This window comes from Paenibacillus canaveralius (assembly GCF_047238265.1).
Classification (GTDB): domain Bacteria; phylum Bacillota; class Bacilli; order Paenibacillales; family NBRC-103111; genus Paenibacillus_F.
Genome location: NZ_JBDFMM010000001.1, coordinates 1,714,755 through 1,732,654, shown reverse-complemented (window position 1 = coordinate 1,732,654; position 17,900 = coordinate 1,714,755). Strand labels below are relative to the sequence as shown.

Below are 17,900 nucleotides of genomic sequence, written 5' to 3'. Positions count from 1 at the left end.
CTTTTGATTTTCTTGGAAATAAACCGCTTTCAGCCCGTTAGGTCCCCTGTACGGCTTCTTTTCCGCCTATATGAGGCTCAATCTGCCTTGCCCGCGTTTTCCATTGCCCTTTACAATAAAGAAATGAGTTTATCCCTGAGGAGGTGGTTGCATGGGCAGTCAGAGGCTGCTTCGGAACTATGTGAAAGCGAACCTGGGGTTGTATTCGGTCGGGGTCGCCTTTATTATCCTGTCTAACGTCGTGCAATCGTTCTTTCCCCGGGTGCTGGGAGAATTTACGGACGATCTTCAGCTGAAAGTCGCCACAGCCCACACGATCGCAAGCTACAGCATGCAGCTTCTCGGCATCGGTGTGGCTTACGGAGTGCTCTTCGGCATCGGCCAATATACGAACGCCAGGCTCGGACGCCGGTTCGAATACGCGACGAGGCAGAAGCTGTTCCGTCATTTCTCCACGCTAAGCGAGTATTACTTCTCCAGGCACGGTGTCGGCAAGCTCCTCAGTTACGTCATGAACGACGTGACGGCCGTAAGAGAGTCTATCTCGAACGGAGTCAACCAGACCACCAACGCCATCTTCTTTATTCTCTCCGCTTTTGTCATGATGTCTTTCAGTTCCATTCCTTTCGGCTTGATAGCTTTGAGTCTTGCGCCTATGGCGCTTATTCCGTTCATCGTGGTGTTCCTGGGGCCGCGTATCCGCTCCCGGTCTCTTGAGGTGCAGGAATCGCTCGCCACAATGACCGAATCGGCCGAAGAACAGTTCGGCGGTATCCGCGTGACCAAAACGTTCGCGGCGGAAGAAATCGCCTATGAGCGGTTCGGCCGGAACGTCGACGCGATCCGGGAAAAACAGCTCCGGCTCGTCCGGATGTCTTCGCTTTTCCAGTCCCTGCTTCCCCTGATGGGCTCCTTCTCGATGATTATCGCCCTTCTGGCAGGCGGTTATATGACGCTGCACGGTCAAATTACGCTCGGCAGCTTCGTGTCCCTTACCTTCTACCTCCGGATGATGATGACGCCTTTGCAGCAGATCGGCAACGTGATCAATATGATGCAGCGTTCGCGAGCGTCGCTGGAACGGCTCAATCATCTGCTGGCCGTAAAACCCGATATCCGGGAGGAAGAAAAAGCGGCGCAGCTGGAAAACGGTGCGGGAGAACTGGAAATCCGCGGACTTTCCTTCTGCTACCCCGGTTCGGACCGCCAAGCTCTGGAAGCCATCGATCTCAAAGTGAAGCCGGGCAGGACGCTCGGAATCATCGGACGCACAGGGAGCGGCAAAACGACGCTCGTCAAGCTGCTCCTGCGCATTTACGATCCGCCCGCGGGCACGATCTATATCGGAGGCCACGATATCCGCCGGGTTACGCTCGACAGCCTGCGCTCGCAGATCGCCTATGTCCCGCAGGACGGCTTCCTGTTCAGCACGACGATCCGGGACAACATCGCCTTCTCCAGGCGGGATGCGGCGGACGACGAAATGCAGCAGGCCGCCCGCGAGGCGCAGATATACAGCAGCATCACGGAGCTGCCGCGCGGCTTCGAAACGAAGCTCGGCGAACGCGGCATCACCTTGTCCGGCGGGCAGCGCCAGAGAGCGAGCCTCGCACGCGGCTTCATGAAGCAGGCGCCCATCCTCATTCTCGATGACAGCGTAAGCGCCGTGGACGCCGTGACGGAAACGAACATCGTCCGCCAGATCCGCGCCGCCCACCGCGACAAAACAACGCTGATCATCGCGCACCGGATCAGTGCGGTCAAACATGCGGACGAAATCGTCGTCCTTGACGAAGGGCGGATCGTCCAGCGGGGGACGCATAAGGAGCTGCTCGCCCGTCCGGGCTTGTATGCTTCCCTGTATCAGATTCAGGAGGAGGGAACCCGGCATGCCTGATCCGAAATCTCCAGACAGTAACGCTCCAAGGGAGTCGGCTTTCACCGGTCCAGCCGGGCAGAAATCTGCCGGTCCCGGACAACCGGCGGATACCGCCAAGAGTCCCGGGACCTCCGCTCCGAAAGAGGGCCCGCGGCCTGGAAGACTCGCCGCATTCAAAGCGACGCTGACGTATGCCAAGCCGCACAAGCTGACGTTCATCGGCATTTTCTTCTGCTCGCTGATCGCTATCATCGCCGAGCTGCTGCAGCCGTATCTCGTCAAGATCGCCATCGACGACCACCTCTTCGGCGGGAGCGGAGCCATGCGGCCGCTTGTGATCATCGGGCTGTTTTACCTGGGGTTGTCCGTCGTCAACTTTGCGTTTACCTATGTCCAGAACAACCTGCTCCAGTATGCCGGACAAAGCATCGTAGCCAGCATCCGCAAAAATCTGTTCGCCCATATCTCCAAGCTGTCGATGTCTTTCTTCGACCGGTATCCGATCGGCAGCCTGGTCACGCTCGAATCGAGCGATACCGAGACGATCAGCCAATTTTTCACCCAAGTGTTCCTCAGTCTCGTCCGGGACGGGATGACCTTGGTGCTTATCATCTTTTTCATGTTTCAACTCGATGCCACGCTCGCCTTATACAGCCTGCTTCTTCTGCCGGTCATCGCGCTGATCGCCGTCCTTTTCCGCTCTATGCTGAGAAAAGCTTACCAGGAAACGCGGGCGCAGCTGTCCCGCCTCATCGCTTATCTCGCTGAAAATCTCGCCGGAATGAGCCTGATTCAGACATACAACCAGCAGGATGAGCAGTTCGAACGGTTCAGCGGCCGCAACGGCCAGTACTTGAAAGCCAACTTGAAAGAAATCCGCACGAACGTGCTGTTCAACCGGTCCTTCGATATTTTCGGCAACATATCCGTCGCACTTCTCGTCTGGCTCGGCGGACTCGCTTTTCTCGGCGGCAGTATCGAATTCGGCGTGCTCTACGCCTTTATTACATATATCCGCCAGTTTTTTCAGCCGATCAACCAGATTACCCAGCAATGGAACACCCTGCAATCGACCTCCGTTTCGATGGAACGGCTGTGGAACATTTTATCCACGGAACCCGATGTAAAAGAACCTGCCAACGATGAAAAAGCCGAAATCGACTGGCAAAAAACAGCCGGAAAAATCGACTACAATCACGTGGATTTTTCTTATGTGGAGGGAAGCAGAGTCCTCCGGGATCTGGATCTGCACATCAAGCCGGGAGAAATGATCGGAATCGTCGGAACGACAGGAGCCGGCAAAAGCTCGCTCATTTCCCTGCTTACCCGCTTCTATGACGTGAATGCCGGAAGCGTCACGATTGACGGTACCGATATCCGGCGTATTCCGCAGGACACGCTTCACCGGATGATCGGTCTTGTCCAGCAGGAGCCGTACCTGTACTCCGGTACGATCCTCGACAACGTGCGGCTGTTTCGGCAGGAAATCAGCCGCGAAGAAGTGACCGCCGCCTGCAGGGCGGTCGGCGCCCATCCGCTCATTACCCGGCTCAAGGACGGGTATGATACGAAGCTTTCGGAGCGCGGCAGCGGCCTGTCGGCCGGCGAGAGACAGCTTCTGTCGTTCGCGCGCATTCTCGTATTCAAACCGAGAATTCTTATACTCGACGAAGCTACGGCCAACCTGGACTCCCATACGGAGCAGCTCGTGCAAAAGGCGCTCGCCGTCGTTTCCGAAGGCAGGACGTCCCTGATCATCGCCCACCGGCTATCCACGATTATGCACGCCGACCGGATCATCGTCATGAAACACGGCGAAATCGTGGAAGAAGGCAGCCACCGGCAGCTGCTTGCCAAGAAAGGCTCCTACGAGGAGCTGTACCGCCACTCGCAGGGCATGCAGGCGATCGGGTCCTGAGCATCCTGCACGGTTGCACTAAAAAGACCCGCAGTCCGCGTTCGTAACCGAACGTGAGACTGCGGGTCTTTCTTTGGGCACCGTATGAGGTTTCGGCGCGGTGTCTGGCTTCCGGCTTCGCATGAAGGCGGTAATCTCGCATGCTTCCGAAGGGCGGCTCTCTTAGAGTGAGAGCGCGAAGCCGGGTCCGCTTCCGAAGAGCCCTGCTGCGCCAGGACCCGGCATGCGCTATGGCGCCCCTTCACGGCGGTGAACCGCTCCGCGCTGAAGCGTACCCCTCTTACCGCGGCAAAGACAGAGGCCCGGCACGCCAAAGCGCTTACGCCTCCGCCGATTCCGCGGGCGGAGGCAGCAGCTCGCGCTCCGCGCGGTCGGCCAGCTGCTTCAGCGTAACGTCGTCCATCGGGGGATTGTGCAGCCCGAACCGCACATCCCGGTAAAGCCGCTGAAGCGGGTGAGTCATCGCCAAGCTGTGCGCGCCCGCGATCCGCATCGATTTGTCGACGACGGTAAGCGCCGTGCGCACGGCGAACGTCTTGACGGCGCTCAAATCCGCGGCGAATGCCCCCGGATTTGCGGGGGCCGTCTCCCAGCGCTGCGCCACCGCGTAGAGGAAATGCCTCGCCGCGGATAGCTCCAGCTCGATCTCCCCGATCAGCTGCCGGATATGCGGCAGCTCCAGAATCGGGTGAGGAAGCGAGTTCGGGCGGTAATCCGCCGCGAAGGAAATCGCTTCCCGCCTCGCCTCAAGAGCGATGCCGAGATAGCAGGCGGGAATGTGCAGCAGATACGGATGAGCCGCCGGCCCGGGTCTGCTCGGTTCGCTGCGGGTGTGCTTCACTCTCGCCTCCGGCGGAACCAGCACATCCTCCAGCACCAGGTCGTGACTGGCCGTTCCGCGCATGCCGACCATATTCCAGGTCGGCTCGATGCGGACGCCTTCCGTCGCGACGGGAAAAACAAACTCGCCGTGACTTCCGTCCGGCTCCACGGAAGCCGTCACAATGACGAGGTCAAGAGCGGGAGCCAGCGTCGTAAACGTCTTGCGCCCGTTTAGAAGATAGCCGCCCTTTACTTCTTCAGCCGTTGTAGCCGGACGGCCTCCGCGCGACGGGCTTCCCGTCCCTTTTTCCGTAGCCGCGCGGTTAATCAGGAGGCTTCGGGAAGCGATGTCTCTGCACAGCGCCTCGTATTTGTCGTGCCAGGCGGGCTGTTTCGCCAGCTCCAGAACGATGCCCAGATGCCAGCCGATCCCGAGTGCGGTCGCCGCATCTCCCTGCGCGAGCCTTTCCTGCAGCAGGACGAACTCGTACAGGGAGGCTCCGGCACCTCCGTACCCGGCCGGAACGGTTAACGAAGGATATCCGGCTTCTTTTAACGCGTCGATAGCCTTGTAAGAGAAGCCGTTCTCCTCATCCGCCTTTGCCGCTTCTTCACGTAAACTGTCGGCCAGGCGGCCGATCTCATCGAGACGCGCCTGCTCTTCCGCCGTCCGGGCGAAGCTGAATGGAGACGGATTCATCGGCTCTCCCTCCCGCCCGGCCGCATAATCCGCTCCAGTACCCGCTTCTCCAGACGTGCGGCCCCCGGGTCCGCCTGATCCCTCGGCCGCGGAGACGGATTATCGGCATCGAGCGCGATTTTTCCGTCTTCGATGAGAAGAATCCGGTCGGCCAGGCGGACCGCTTCGCTAACGTCGTGCGTGACGAGCACGGTCGTGAAGCCATGCCGCTGCCAGAGCGTGCCGATCAACTGCTGCATCTCCAGCCGGGTCAGCGCATCCAGGGCGCTCAGCGGCTCATCCAGCAGCAGGAGCTTCGGCTGGCGGACAAGCGCCCTCGCCAGGGAGACCCGCTGCTTCTGGCCTCCGGACAGGACACCCGGCCACTCTCCGGCACGGTCCGTCAGGCCCACCTGTCCGAGTACGTGCAGGGCACGCGGGCGCCAGTTCCCGGATAAACCGATGCCGACGTTGTCCAGCACGGTTTTCCAGGGAAGCAGCCGGGCCTCCTGGAACATGACCGTGATATCGCGGCCGGCGCCGGACACGGGCCTGCCGCCGATCTCGATCGTGCCCGCGGAAGGTTTCTCAAGCCCCGCCAGCAGTCTCAGCAGCGTGCTTTTTCCGCTTCCGCTTCTGCCTGCGACGGCAATAAACTGGCCCGGGGAGATCGTCAGGTCCAGTTCATGAAGCACGGTTTTGCCTCCGAACGATTTATGAATGCCATGCAGCCGGACAGACGCCCCAAGCAAGCCTTCCCCTCTCTGCCCGGCGTCATCGCCGGCATCCGTCTTTCGCCTATCATCTGCCAAGGTTTCCGGATCTTGAACATCCTCGGCCAACTGACTCCAACCGCTCACTTGCGCACCCCCGTTTACGTTGTTTGTTCTAAGCTTTCCGGTAGCTTACATTCCACTTGAGCACGGAATGCTCCAGCCATTTGGCGATCACATCCGCCAGCTTGCCCAGCAGCGCATACAGCAGAATACTCAAGATAATGATATCCGCCTGCATGAATTCACGGGCATTTAAAGCCAAATACCCGATTCCTTTATCCGTGGCAATCGTTTCGGCTACGATCAGCGTCAGCCACATAATTCCGAGTCCGTAACGGATTCCGACAAAAACGGAAGGAAGAGCGCCCGGCAAAATAACATGGCGGAACAGCTGCCAGGAAGTGAGCCCGTAGACGCGGCCCATTTCCAAATATCCCGGGTCGACCGACCGTATGCCGTGAAACGTATTTACGTAGACCGGGAAAAGCACGCCCAGAGAGACCAGAAATACCTTCGCTCCTTCGTCGATTCCCATCCATAATATCACAAGGGGTACCAGCGCAAGGTGCGGAATGTTCCGGATCATTTGAATGGATGTATCGAAAATCCGGTAGGACGTGAGAAACAATCCGTTCGCCGCCCCGAGCAGCAGCCCGATTCCCCCGCAGATGAGGAAGCCCGCTGCCGCCCGGCCGAGGCTGACACTCAAATGATACGTCAGTTGGCCGGAGGTAAGCAGCTTCCACCCCGACTTCGCCACCTCAAGAGGCGGCGGGAACAGCCGCTGGGAAACGGGCCCGTAGACAGCCGCCAAGTGCCAGCCCCCCAGAAGAAGAACCGGCAGCAGCCAGGGCAGCACAACCGCAGCCCATGTAACTCTTCTCCTCGTATCCCCTTGTCGTATACTTACCGGCATCTTGTCATCTCCCTCCCGTTAAAATTTGCGCTCACTTCCCGATCGCCCACGCCTCTTGGACCGGCATCAGCGGAGCGACATCGATTCTCTCGCCGATGAGTCCGATCCGTTGAAACGTGTCGGCCAGTTTTTGCTGCGGTCCGATGATTTCCGGAGTCAGGTTTTCCACGCCATATGTCCGGCGGTTTACCGCCCGTTCGATTGCCTTCCGGTCAATGCCGAGCGCTTCCGTCAACTGCTTGACAACCTCCGGCTTGTTCGTATTGGCCCATTTGTCGGAGACGTCGATTTCTTCCAGAATGGTTTTGATCAGTCCCGCATTACTTTTCGCGAACGTCTCATTGGCGTAATAAAAAGTCCGGTTCGGCGAAAATCCCGTTCCGTCGGTCAGCGTAACCGGCGACAGATCGTTCTCGACCGAAGCGAAAAAAGGGTCCCAGGAGCCCAGCGCGTCCACCTGCTTCGTTTCAAACAAGGCTCTCCCTTCGGATGCGTCTTTGACGAACACGAATTTGACATCTTCCAGTTTGAGACCGGCTTTTTCTATGGCCAGAACAGCAAGATAATGATGATTCCCGCCTTTCGCCACGGCGATCTTCTTGCCCTTCAAGTCCGCGGCGGTTTTTACCGGAGAACCCGCATGAACCACGATTCCCATACCTTCCGGATTGGGAAGATCACAGCCCACGTACACAAACGGTTTGCCTCCGGCCTGCGCGAATACGCCGGAACCGTCCGCCGCATGCCCGAAATCGATGCTTTCCGCCGTTAACGCTTCCAGCAGAAAATTACCGCCCGCGAAAACTTTCCATTCCACGGTTATGTTCTTCTCTTTCAGCCGTTTCTCCAGATTGCCGTGCTCTTTCAAAATATTAAGCGTGTTCCCTTTTTGATACCCGATGCGCAGCACCTTGGTTTCTCCCGATACGGCGGATTTCGCTTCTTTCGGCGCCGCCGCGCCGGTTTCCACGGCCTTGCCCGAAGAGCATGCGGACAGCACGGCCGCGGCCGCCAGCATGAAGACCGCCAGCCGTACCTTGGTACGTGCGGAACGCGTCAGCCGCCGGGTTATTGTTGTCATTTTTGGTTCTCCCCTTTGCTGTTGTTCTCCCGCTTCCACTCTTCAAAAAAAGAAGACGCACTTTCCCCCGAAAGGAAAAAAGCGCGTCTCCGTTCGAACGGTAGACCGGCAATTAGTTTTTCTATAATTCCGATTGGATTAGTTAGTTATCGGATTTTCAAGTAGCTTAGCACACGCATTTTTGAAGTGTCAATGTCTTTTTAATAACGTTATTGGAAAGGTAATTTCTCAATCTTAAGAATGATTTACAGCGTAACAGTGTTATGTTACAATCCTTTTCAAGAGGTGTTGAGATGACACAGGAATTGATTTCGAAAAAAGATCTGCTTGAATTGACCGGCATATCCTACGGCCAGCTTTACCGCTGGAAACGCAAAAATCTTATACCCGAAGCGTGGTTTATCCGTAAATCAACCTTCACGGGTCAGGAAACGTTTTTTCCCAAGAAGGATATTCTCATCCGCATCGACAACATTTTGCATCAGAAAGACGATCTGTCGCTGGATGAGCTGGCCGATCGCTTTTCTCCCCATCCATCCGACCTGAGCATGACAAAAGAAGAGCTTATCCTTCATAACATTGTTTCGAAGGTGGCCCTGGATTATTTCGTCCGCTTCTGCGGAGACGCCGAGATTTGGACGTTCGAGCGCATTTTTGCCGTTTATCTGTTTCATACGCTGCTTGAAACCGGGGAAATCGGCCTGGAGGAAGGAAGCGGCCTCATCCAGCTTATGATGGACGAATATCCCAACATGAACGGCAGCGACGGGGAACTTCTTTTTATCCGCAAAATGGGGGTGTCCACCTGTCTCCTGAAGCAGGGCATGGGGGAGATTTATCTGGAAAAGGGTGTGAAAGTGGCGGCGCGCCTCCAGCTTTCCGCATCCGTCGAAGCATTAAAAACAAAAATTTGGCGGGAGGCCTGACCATGGAAGCACAACCTATTGTAACGAATGATTTGTCGATCGCGGGATCGGGTTCGGCAGACGGCGGACGCTACCGGAACGCGAGAATTAACGGGAACGGACGAATAGACGGGGATCTGGAGTGCAGAAGCTTTAAATCCGCCGGTCACAGCCATGTATACGGCAACTTGGCCGCCCTTGAAGTTATCGTACGCGGAAGCGGGTCCGTATCCGGAAACGTCCGTACCGAACTGCTTAGTGTGAGCGGAAACGGGGAAATCCGCGGCGATGTGGCCGCAGGTCATGTCAAAGTGAACGGATCGACCGGCATCGGCGGATCCTTGACCACGGACGCGGCGGTTATTCGCGGTTCCGTACAGATCGGCGGAGACTGCGAAGCGGAAAAGTTCGAAGCCTACGGGAATTTTGAAGTCGGCGGTCTGCTGAATGCCGGGCTTATCGACATTCGACTGTTCGGACCGTGCCGGGCCAGGGAAATCGGCGGAGAGTCGATCCAGGTGAGAAAAAACGGATTCCTGAACTCGCTCGCCTCTCTTTTCGGTTCCAAATTGACCTCACTCGAAGCCGGAATCATCGAAGGGGACATTATCTACTTGGAGCATACATCCGCCTCCGTCGTACGCGGGAGAGACGTAAAGATCGGCCCCGGCTGCGAAATCGGACGGGTGGAATACTCGAACACGCTCTACGTGGACAGCCATTCGGCCGTAGCCGAACGGCAGCAGCTGTAAACTACGCAAGATCGATCAAGTTTCTTTCCGGCTCTCCATGTTAAGCTAATAGCGGAAAGGCAGGTGATACCGGTTATGGTGCAGGCAGCCGTACATTCGGAAACGGTCAACCGGACCCTTTCGTATATTGAGGCTCATCTCAAAGAGGAACTGACTCTGGAAATCCTCGCCGGGCGGGCGGCGTTTTCCATGTATCATTTTCACCGGATCTTTCAGGCTCAAGTAGGCATGCCTCCCGCCGACTATATCCGCAGGCGCAGACTGTCCAGTGCGGCCTGCAGCCTGCTCGGAACCGAGCGGAGGATCCTTGATATCGCGCTGGAATACCGCTTCGATTCCCAGGAATCGTTTACCCGCTCTTTCAAGCGGATGTTCCTCATGACACCGGGCCAGTACCGTTCCTACTACCGCAAGCTTACGATGCAGAAGGAGAGTGAAGCCGAAATGGCCGAACAGACGGAAGGATTGAACGCTTTCCAAGGAGAACCCCGGGGCTGGATGCTTACCGGCACCCATTCGGGTGAGTACGAGATGGGCATAGACCGGCTGGAGGTCCACCACGGCAAATCGTCGGGTTATCTGCGTTCGCTTACGGAAAGGACTCTCGGCTTCGGAACCATGATGCAGATGTTCAAAGCGGACGCTTACACGGGCACCCGGCTCCGGCTGAGCGGATTCGTCAAAACCGAGCAGGTCAGAGACTGGTGCGGCCTGTGGCTGCGTATAGACGGCCAAGATCACGACGTGCTCGGGTTTGATAACATGAGCGGCAGACCCATCCGCGGAACGACGGACTGGAGCCGGTACAGCGTGGTGCTGGATGTGCCCAAAGAGAGCGTAGCCATCGCGTTCGGCGTCCTGCTGAACGGTAGCGGCCGGGTCTGGATCGACAGCATCCAGTTCGATACCGTCAGTCTCCAGGTGCCTGTGACGAATCTCGAAGAAATTGACGCGCTCCCCGACGCTCCGGTTAACCTGAACTTCGAAGAGGAACCCGGCCTGTAGAGCGTGGATGGTTACGACAAAAAGACGATTCCCCGAAGGGAATCGTCTTTTTTATAAGCGTCTGCCGGGCGGACCCGGTAAGGGACACCGCTGTCGGCAAACGGGCATCGGCGGTCCGGAATCGGCTAGGTGTTCTCCGCCTGCTGCTGATGCTCTTCATGAATTTTATAGAGCGCCTGAACTAGCGGATCGGCAGGATCGCGGTTCAGCAAGTGAAGCGTCATCAGAAACTGGAGCGGAAGCGCGAACGTGTTGTTTCCTTCTTTAATGGACGGGAAGCCCACTTCGAGAACGGGACCCGCTTCCGGGTGCATCTCCAGATCGACGTAAATCTGTTCTTCCGGAAATTCGCTTCTTACGCTCTGCGCGCAGTGAGGCACGATATAATTGTCCAGCAGCTCTTTCGCTTCTTCTTCGCTCTGAGGAGCGGCCGGAAGCGGACGATTGTCGGAGCTGCGGATCAAGTCCACGAAGAAGGAAGACATCCATAGACCCGGATTCTCCTTGTTCTGGAACGTATGAACGAGTTCATTGAGGAAAAATCCGCAGGAATAGCTGTTATCGTTTTGACGGACGGTGTAGGCGAACAAAGGACCGAAGACGGGATGCTGGCCCACCTGTCCTTCCACTTCGTAGTCGGAAAACTGCTCTTTCAATACCTGCTCGGCATGCTTGAACCAGGCAAAAATAATTTCATTCTGCTGCTGCTGCTCCTGCTGTTCTTTGGCTGCCTGCTCTTCGGGAGACAGCTGCTCTTCTTCGGTCGCTTGAGCTTCGATAGGCTGATCGCCGGATTCGTTAGGTGTGGTCATATATACTCCTCCTTGCCTCCCATCTTATCATGTTCTGGAGATGATGGGAAAGCGCCGTCTTCTTTTCCCGCTCGGTTATAAAGCGGCCTTTATTTCACGTAAAGCCTTCCGGTCTCTTCCCAGATTTCTCCGGGTTCCAGCCCGAACAGGCCGATCTCTTCCGCCGGCAGCGTGCTGTTCGGCGCGTTTACAAGGTTCACCTGCGGCTCCGGGCAGAAAAACCCTTCTTCCCCGAAGTGGTTCCAGATCATCCACTGCTTGAAGGATGTGCCCGCATCGTAAACGAGGGTAACGTTGTTCTTGGTATCGGTAAGCTCCATGCGGTTGCGCCCGTCCTGGGCGGACACCGTATAATGGTTGTCCAGCGGCTCGTAGAAGGGATAGATGCCTTCGTCCCGGAGCTGCTCCTCTTCCCGCGTCAAGGCTTGCTGCCTGCCCGTAGGAAGCATGCGGTCGTTCATCTCCCAGCGCTTGCCGATCGTCAGCTTCACACGGTAATCCTTCGCCGAAGCATCCGGGGCGAAAGGAGCGTTCACCGACGTATGAAAAGCGAGCAGGCAGGGCATCCGCTCTCCGCCTTCGTTGCGGATAAACAGATGCTGGGCCAGACCGTCCGCGCTGAGCGAATAACGCAGGCGGATCGTGAAGCGGAACGGCAGAAACTTGTACACTTCATGAGCTTCATCCACCCGGACGGATACGCTTACGAAGCTTTCGCTCTCCGTCGTCCCGTATTCGTCAACCTGCCAGGGTATTTTATGTAGAAATCCGTGCAAATGATTGCCCGTCGCTTCTTCGTTAATCGGAAACCGGAGCACTTTGCCGTTCCACGGGAACTTGCCGTCTTCGTAACGGTTCGGCGGAAAAAGCACGGGTATTCCGTGAATTCCCGGATTCGCCTTAAAGGATTCCAGCTCTTCTTCAGCCGGTTCGTGCAGAAACCGGTAGCCCTTGTCCGTATCCCGGAAAGCGATAAGGTTGCCTCCGTATTCCGGGAGCATGACGGCTTCATAACCGCCCCATTCCAGCCGGACGGCTTTCATTCCCTGATAATCACTCTCATACGCACGGTTGTGTGTCATGCTTCTCTCTCCCCTCGTCAGTTACAGTGCGGCCTTTTACCCCGTTATTATAGCATGAAAACTCTTTCATTCCGCTTCCTTAAAATCGAGGATAAGCTCGATAACCTCCGAACGGCTGGCGATCCGTATAGGCGGCCCCCACGTGCCGAAACCGGACGATACGACGACATGCATCTTTTCTTTCAGCATGTAGCCCCAATCCAGCTCGAATAACCTTCCCGTAATCCAGTGATTCGGCGCGAACTGCCCGCGATGCGTGTGGCCGCACAAAAGCACGTCCGCTCCGGCGGCTGCGGCCTTGGCAAAATGATAGGGCTGGTGGTCCATAAGAAGGATCGGCTTCGATGGATCCAGCCCGGCCAGCAGCTCGTCCACCTTCATGCGGCCGGCGGTATCGAACGACTCCGCCGTCTTGTCTTTGCGTCCCGCGATATAGAAGGCATCCTCCACGGATACCGTCTCGTCCCGCAGCACGCTAATCCCGATACGCTCCATTTGGGAGATATGCTCTTCGATATGGCCGCCGTAATATTCGTGGTTTCCCAGCACCGCATATACGCCGTATTTCGCCCGAAGCTGCTTCATGACCTCCGACATCCCGTTGCGGATATACGGCTCGATGCTGTCATCGATAAGATCGCCGGGCAGCAGAATAAGATCGGGCTTTATCGCGTCGACCGTCTTAACCAGCCGGGCCAAGTGCCGTTTTCCTACAATATTACCCATGTGAATGTCGGATGCAACGGCTACCCGGAGCTGACGCAGCTGACCGGCTTGCTTGCCGATCTCCACCCGGTACGTCCGGACGATGGGCGTCCAGGCATTCCAGTATCCTTTGATAAGCAGGAGAATCAGAATCACGAGCACGATACTTCCCGTACCTCCGAAATAAACGGCAGGCGGAAATCCCGCAAGTTTCAAGAGCCAGGCGGCCAGATCACCCAGCGGAAGAAGAATTACGGCAAATTCCAGAACAGCGAAGTAATAAGATCCGATAACTTTCAGCAGCCTGCCGGGAGGTCCCGGGACTGCGGGAGAACGGCCCAGCATGTAAGAGAGAGCCAGTACGGCCAGCAAAGTCCAGTACAGACCGCCCAGAATGGAAATTCCCCAGAATTCAAGAAATCTCGCTCCATGCCAACCGATGTAAATATTAAGCCCCCCGTAAACCAGCAGGGCCAAAACAAGCAGAACAAGACGCGATTTCACCGGCGCTCCGACTCCTTTATTTAACAAGTAAACAGATGAGATGTCCGCATTATACCACGGGGAGACGGCACCGAACCAATCCCCGTCTCATCCGCTGCATCTACCGGTTAAAAAGCAGGTTTACCGCCGGATAATCTTTAAACATACGTCTGCCCGGAGAGCCGGCACTTTCACGCCATAAAAATACACTCCCTGGATATCACCGGCTGAAACCGAAATTCCGGCGAGTTCCAAAGAGTGTATTCCGTCAAAACGCGGGCCCCGCGTTCCGCATAGCGAACAGCCGGCGGGCGTATCCCCGCCCTCTCGCTGAGCAATCCGAGCCAAGGGAGCACCGGATGGTGCCCGTCAGACCGCTTCCTTAACGGTCCAGCGATTCCGCCAGCCGCGGCAGCAGCTTGCCGTCCGGATCACCGTTCAGCTCCCAGAACATGGCTCCGCCGAGGCCTTTTTCCTTGATGAATTCGGCCCGGTAGCCGATCGATTCCTCATCCTCATAGGAGACGAACTGGCCGGTTTGCTTGTTGTACAGGTAAGGAACCTTGGCGCGGTCGTTCCAATAACGCTGGAAGCCCTCCGGCTTTTCGGTCCAATCCACGACATCTCCGCCTTTGCACGCCTGGTATAGCCCGTTGTTTACGGCTTCGCAGCCGCCCCAGGAACGGCCGTAGAACGGAATGCCCAGCACGAGCTTTTTGGCCGGCACGCCCGCGTTCAGATGACCGTTCACCGCCGCCTCCACGTAGAACCGGTGAGCGTTCGGGTCCGGATCGGCCGGATCGTAGTACAGGGCGGCGTTATTGTTGCTCGTCGGCTCCCAGTCTCCATGCAGATCGTATGTCATGATGTTGACGAAATCGATGGATTCCGACACTTTATCGAGCTCCGTATCCCTCACGTAGTTCGGATTCGCCCCCGATGCGATCGTGAGCAAATAATGACGGCCGTCTTCGCGCCCGGCGGCTTCCAGCTTCTCCCGGATCATTTGCAGCAAGAGAGTAAAGTTCGTGCGGTCCTCCGGACGGCGCACGTTCGTTTCCAGGCCTCCCGTCACCGGGTACTCCCAGTCGAGATCGACTCCGTCGAAACCGTTCTCCCGGATAAAGCGCACGGCACTGTCGGCAAACTTGATACGCGAAGCCTCCGTAAGGGCCGTGTCCGAGAACCGGCCGGACCATGTCCATCCGCCTACGCTCACCAGTGTCTGCAGGTGCGGATTCGCCTGCTTTAATTTGGCAAGCTCTTTGAAATCGCTTACGAATTTGGCGCAGTCGTCTCCTTTGCACGCGCCGGGATAAGCCTCTTCCTGTTCTTTAGGCGAACTCAGCGCCACCTCGCCGTCCACAATGTTGGCAAACGCATAGTTGATATGCGTAAGCTTGGACGCGTCGATCTCGGAAGCCTTCAATTTTCCCCAGGAGGTGAAGTAGCCGACGACTTTGTACGCGGGGCTGACGATCGCCATCCGTCTGGCCTGATCCCATTCAACCAGGCTGCGTGCCGCTTCCGATACGAAACGGAGAGGAACATAGACCGCATCACCGTGCTTCGCCGGAGCGGTTTCAAGCTTAACGAGCTGATTGTTCACGCGCGCCTCTCTGGAGTCCAGCTTCAGCTCGATATAAACACCTGTCTTGGACAGCGTAAAAGTTCCGTCTTCTTTCAGTCCGCTTAGCTTCAGTTGAAGCTGCTTGGCCAGCCCTTCGGCGGGAACGGTCAAAGTATCCCCCTCCAAAACAGGCTTCTGCTGCTGCACGGCGACACGGCTTCCGTAAGCGATGCTGATATCCCCGGCCGGCGACGCTCCCATGGCGGGAAGAGCTCCCAGCGCGAGCCCCAGCGTTAATGCGGTCACTAAAGAGGGTTTCCATTTTTTCAAGAACATGACCTCCTTTACATGATGGCGGAAGATTCGCAAACGTTCCCTGAGGCGGAAAAGCGTAAGGAAGAAACTATGCGGGGAAGTTGGAAAAGAAGACTTGCTGCGGAGGGGAAAATCGTCTCGCCCGCCTTTCAGGAAAACGCTTCCAAATCTTTCTATGGCAATAAGATAGCACAGGAAACTTCCATCTGTACAAGGAATTTTTATTGCGGTTTTTCACGCTTATGGAGAATAATTTTACCAGTTGGAATTCAGACTCCGGATCTTTGATAGCCGGCTGTTTTTCAAATGCTTTTTTCCGCTATAAAAAAACATGCAGCTCCGGCGGTTACCGCCTTTGCTGCATGCCTATGCTTTGTATCCCGCCCGCCGTTTAGCCGCGCTAGACGCGGAAAAGTCCGTATCCGTCCAGGGGCACCACCGGGTCCGTGTCGATAACCAGCCCTTCGCCACGGCCGTTCCAGGCAATGTCGGCCAGCCAGCGCGTGAAAGGAGCCACGTTCATCGTCTCCATTTCTTCCCGGCTGTAAAACCCCGCGGCGTCTACCTCGCAATTGTCCGGTACGGGTTCGCCGCTTACGTAGTCCATCGCGAAGGCGATATAAATGTTATGAATGCTTTTCGGCATATCACGAAGCGCCACCACTCTTTTGACGGACGCCTCGATGCCCGTCTCCTCCAGCACTTCCCGCGCAATCGTCTCGTGTATAAGCTCAAGCTGTTCGATAAAGCCGCCCGGGTTGGTCCATCTTCCCCTGCCCGGCTCCTGCGCTCTGCGGACGAGCAACAGCTTATCTTCGCGCATCACGAGAGCCCCTACGCCCGCGCTGTAGCTGCCCCAGTGGACAAAGCTGCAGGCCGGACAGGCCCGGCGGAGCGTTCCGTCCATATCCCGCGTTTCCAGCGGGGTTCCGCACGCCATACAATAATTCGCTTCCATCGAAGTCACCTGTTTCGTTTGGGATTGGACTGCATACGCTCATGCAAGGGCCATTATACTCCTTTCGCGGCTCACGTGAAAGAGCGGCCCGGCCGTAAAGCGGGGGCGGAGAACGACCGGCCGCCTGACCCCCGCGGCGGATTTCTTTTTTCGGGCGGAGAGATGGTATAATGGAAAGGTCAGGAATCTAACCGACATTAAAGAACTTTTTAAATAAAGGAGCTGGGAAACCATGAGTTTGGAAAACAAATCATCCGAGCTGGCGACATTTGCGGGCGGCTGCTTCTGGTGCATGGTCAAGCCGTTCGACGAACAGCCGGGAATTCTCAAGGTCGAATCCGGCTACACGGGCGGTCACCTGGAGAACCCAACGTACGAACAGGTCTGCTCCGACACGACCGGTCATTACGAAGCGGTCCAGATCACGTTTGACCCTGCCGTGTTCTCTTACGAGCGCCTGCTTCAGGTATTCTGGCAGCAGATCGACCCGACGGACGCGGGCGGCCAATTTAACGACCGCGGACAGTCGTATCAAACGGCTATTTTTTATCACAGCGAGGAGCAGAAGGCGGCGGCGGAGAAATCCAAGCTGGAGCTGGCCCGCAGCGGACGGTTCGATAAGCCGATCGCCACGGAAATTTTACCGGCCAAGCCGTTTTACCCGGCGGAAGAGTATCATCAGGCTTACTATAAAAAAAATCCCCTGCGCTATAAAGCGTACTCGGTCGGATCAGGGAGGGCGGCATTTTTGAAAAACACATGGAAAGACCACGCGAAAGATCAGGATCTCAAAAAACGCCTCACGCCCATGCAGTATGAAGTGACGCAGAACAGCGGCACCGAGCCGCCGTTCCGCAATGAATTCTGGGATCACAAAGAAGAAGGACTGTACGTCGATATCGTATCCGGCGAGCCGCTGTTCAGCTCCCTGGACAAGTTCGACTCCTCCTGCGGATGGCCTTCCTTTACGCAGCCGCTCCAGGGCGAGCAGGTAACGGAACACGTGGATCTGACCCACAATATGGTCCGTACGGAAGTCCGCAGCAAAGAAGCGGATTCTCATCTGGGGCATGTTTTCGAAGACGGTCCGGGTCCGAACGGGCTCCGCTACTGCATCAATTCGGCCGCTTTGCGCTTCGTTCCGAAAAACAAACTGGAAGAAGAAGGCTACGGCGATTACCTGAAACTGTTTTCGAAATAAGAAGCGGGCCGGGTTCCTCTTGTGGAGCCGGGCCGGCCTTT

Annotated in this window: 15 protein-coding genes; 6 read left to right on the top strand and 9 right to left on the bottom strand. The window is 56.7% G+C overall.

Annotated elements, in window-relative coordinates; all coding sequences use genetic code 11:
- Window positions 1-151: 151 nt before the first annotated feature.
- Entirely contained in the window at window positions 152-1,897 is a 1,746-nt protein-coding gene (locus ABC395_RS08060) for an ABC transporter ATP-binding protein (RefSeq protein WP_413002129.1), read from the top strand.
- Complete coding sequence (locus ABC395_RS08055) at window positions 1,890-3,797, top strand: ABC transporter ATP-binding protein (RefSeq protein WP_413002127.1); 1,908 nt, start codon at window positions 1,890-1,892, stop codon at window positions 3,795-3,797. Before ABC395_RS08060 ends, ABC395_RS08055 begins: the two co-directional genes overlap by 8 nt.
- Window positions 3,798-4,116: 319 nt before the next feature.
- Here the strand turns inward: ABC395_RS08055 and ABC395_RS08050 are convergent, their stop codons facing one another.
- The 4 genes from ABC395_RS08050 to ABC395_RS08035 are packed head-to-tail and all read right to left on the bottom strand — an operon-like array spanning window position 4,117 to window position 8,071.
- Window positions 4,117-5,319 (bottom strand): acyl-CoA dehydrogenase family protein, encoded by a 1,203-nt coding sequence (locus tag ABC395_RS08050; RefSeq protein WP_413002125.1) that lies wholly within the window; start codon window positions 5,317-5,319, stop codon window positions 4,117-4,119.
- Window positions 5,316-6,158: an ATP-binding cassette domain-containing protein gene (locus tag ABC395_RS08045; RefSeq protein ID WP_413002123.1), complete on the bottom strand. Its 843-nt coding sequence runs from the start codon at window positions 6,156-6,158 to the stop codon at window positions 5,316-5,318. The genes ABC395_RS08050 and ABC395_RS08045 overlap by 4 nt, the downstream gene beginning before the upstream one ends.
- A 28-nt stretch (window positions 6,159-6,186) precedes the next feature.
- Entirely contained in the window at window positions 6,187-6,990 is an 804-nt protein-coding gene (locus ABC395_RS08040) for an ABC transporter permease subunit (RefSeq protein ID WP_413002122.1), read from the bottom strand.
- A 31-nt stretch (window positions 6,991-7,021) separates the two neighbouring features.
- On the bottom strand, window positions 7,022-8,071 hold the full coding sequence (locus tag ABC395_RS08035) for a sulfonate ABC transporter substrate-binding protein (protein WP_413002120.1): 1,050 nt from the start codon (window positions 8,069-8,071) through the stop codon (window positions 7,022-7,024).
- A gap of 293 nt (window positions 8,072-8,364) precedes the next feature.
- Between ABC395_RS08035 and ABC395_RS08030 the strand changes: the two genes are divergently transcribed.
- The 3 genes from ABC395_RS08030 to ABC395_RS08020 all read left to right on the top strand — a co-directional run bounded on the left by ABC395_RS08030 (window position 8,365) and on the right by ABC395_RS08020 (window position 10,733).
- Window positions 8,365-8,997, top strand: coding sequence for a YhbD family protein (locus ABC395_RS08030; RefSeq protein ID WP_413002119.1), 633 nt, complete (start codon window positions 8,365-8,367; stop codon window positions 8,995-8,997).
- A 2-nt stretch (window positions 8,998-8,999) separates the two neighbouring features.
- Window positions 9,000-9,728 carry a bactofilin family protein gene (locus tag ABC395_RS08025; RefSeq protein ID WP_413002118.1) on the top strand — a complete coding sequence of 243 codons (729 nt, stop codon included), beginning with the start codon at window positions 9,000-9,002 and terminating at the stop codon, window positions 9,726-9,728.
- 75 nt (window positions 9,729-9,803) lie between these two features.
- Window positions 9,804-10,733 carry a helix-turn-helix domain-containing protein gene (locus tag ABC395_RS08020; RefSeq protein ID WP_413002117.1) on the top strand — a complete coding sequence of 310 codons (930 nt, stop codon included), beginning with the start codon at window positions 9,804-9,806 and terminating at the stop codon, window positions 10,731-10,733.
- 125 nt (window positions 10,734-10,858) lie between these two features.
- On the opposite strand, the gene ABC395_RS08015 is transcribed toward ABC395_RS08020, so the two are convergent.
- The 5 genes from ABC395_RS08015 to ABC395_RS07995 all read right to left on the bottom strand — a co-directional run bounded on the left by ABC395_RS08015 (window position 10,859) and on the right by ABC395_RS07995 (window position 16,658).
- Complete coding sequence (locus ABC395_RS08015; RefSeq protein WP_413002115.1) at window positions 10,859-11,545, bottom strand: hypothetical protein; 687 nt, start codon at window positions 11,543-11,545, stop codon at window positions 10,859-10,861.
- An 89-nt stretch (window positions 11,546-11,634) separates the two neighbouring features.
- Window positions 11,635-12,627 (bottom strand): aldose 1-epimerase, encoded by a 993-nt coding sequence (locus ABC395_RS08010; RefSeq protein WP_413002113.1) that lies wholly within the window; start codon window positions 12,625-12,627, stop codon window positions 11,635-11,637.
- Window positions 12,628-12,693: 66 nt separating this feature from the next.
- Complete coding sequence (locus ABC395_RS08005; protein WP_413002111.1) at window positions 12,694-13,836, bottom strand: metallophosphoesterase; 1,143 nt, start codon at window positions 13,834-13,836, stop codon at window positions 12,694-12,696.
- A gap of 361 nt (window positions 13,837-14,197) precedes the next feature.
- Window positions 14,198-15,721, bottom strand: a complete 1,524-nt coding sequence (locus ABC395_RS08000; RefSeq protein WP_413002109.1) for a glycosyl hydrolase family 18 protein — start codon at window positions 15,719-15,721, stop codon at window positions 14,198-14,200.
- 379 nt (window positions 15,722-16,100) lie between these two features.
- Complete coding sequence (locus ABC395_RS07995) at window positions 16,101-16,658, bottom strand: NUDIX domain-containing protein (RefSeq protein WP_413002107.1); 558 nt, start codon at window positions 16,656-16,658, stop codon at window positions 16,101-16,103.
- 232 nt (window positions 16,659-16,890) lie between these two features.
- Between ABC395_RS07995 and msrA the strand changes: the two genes are divergently transcribed.
- Complete coding sequence (gene msrA / locus ABC395_RS07990) at window positions 16,891-17,859, top strand: peptide-methionine (S)-S-oxide reductase MsrA (protein ID WP_413002105.1); 969 nt, start codon at window positions 16,891-16,893, stop codon at window positions 17,857-17,859.
- Window positions 17,860-17,900 lie beyond the last annotated feature (41 nt).

Bases quoted from the DNA above. Each gene is read 5' to 3' on its own strand.
- ABC395_RS08060 (WP_413002129.1), top strand. From the start codon at position 152: ATGGGCAGTCAGAGGCTGCTTCGGAACTATGTGAAAGCGAACCTGGGG.
- ABC395_RS08055 (WP_413002127.1), top strand. From the start codon at position 1,890: ATGCCTGATCCGAAATCTCCAGACAGTAACGCTCCAAGGGAGTCGGCT.
- ABC395_RS08050 (WP_413002125.1), bottom strand. From the start codon at position 5,319: ATGAATCCGTCTCCATTCAGCTTCGCCCGGACGGCGGAAGAGCAGGCG.
- ABC395_RS08040 (WP_413002122.1), bottom strand. From the start codon at position 6,990: ATGCCGGTAAGTATACGACAAGGGGATACGAGGAGAAGAGTTACATGG.
- ABC395_RS08035 (WP_413002120.1), bottom strand. From the start codon at position 8,071: ATGACAACAATAACCCGGCGGCTGACGCGTTCCGCACGTACCAAGGTA.
- ABC395_RS08030 (WP_413002119.1), top strand. From the start codon at position 8,365: ATGACACAGGAATTGATTTCGAAAAAAGATCTGCTTGAATTGACCGGC.
- ABC395_RS08025 (WP_413002118.1), top strand. From the start codon at position 9,000: ATGGAAGCACAACCTATTGTAACGAATGATTTGTCGATCGCGGGATCG.
- ABC395_RS08020 (WP_413002117.1), top strand. From the start codon at position 9,804: ATGGTGCAGGCAGCCGTACATTCGGAAACGGTCAACCGGACCCTTTCG.
- ABC395_RS08015 (WP_413002115.1), bottom strand. From the start codon at position 11,545: ATGACCACACCTAACGAATCCGGCGATCAGCCTATCGAAGCTCAAGCG.
- ABC395_RS08010 (WP_413002113.1), bottom strand. From the start codon at position 12,627: ATGACACACAACCGTGCGTATGAGAGTGATTATCAGGGAATGAAAGCC.
- ABC395_RS08000 (WP_413002109.1), bottom strand. From the start codon at position 15,721: ATGTTCTTGAAAAAATGGAAACCCTCTTTAGTGACCGCATTAACGCTG.
- ABC395_RS07995 (WP_413002107.1), bottom strand. From the start codon at position 16,658: ATGGAAGCGAATTATTGTATGGCGTGCGGAACCCCGCTGGAAACGCGG.
- msrA (WP_413002105.1), top strand. From the start codon at position 16,891: ATGAGTTTGGAAAACAAATCATCCGAGCTGGCGACATTTGCGGGCGGC.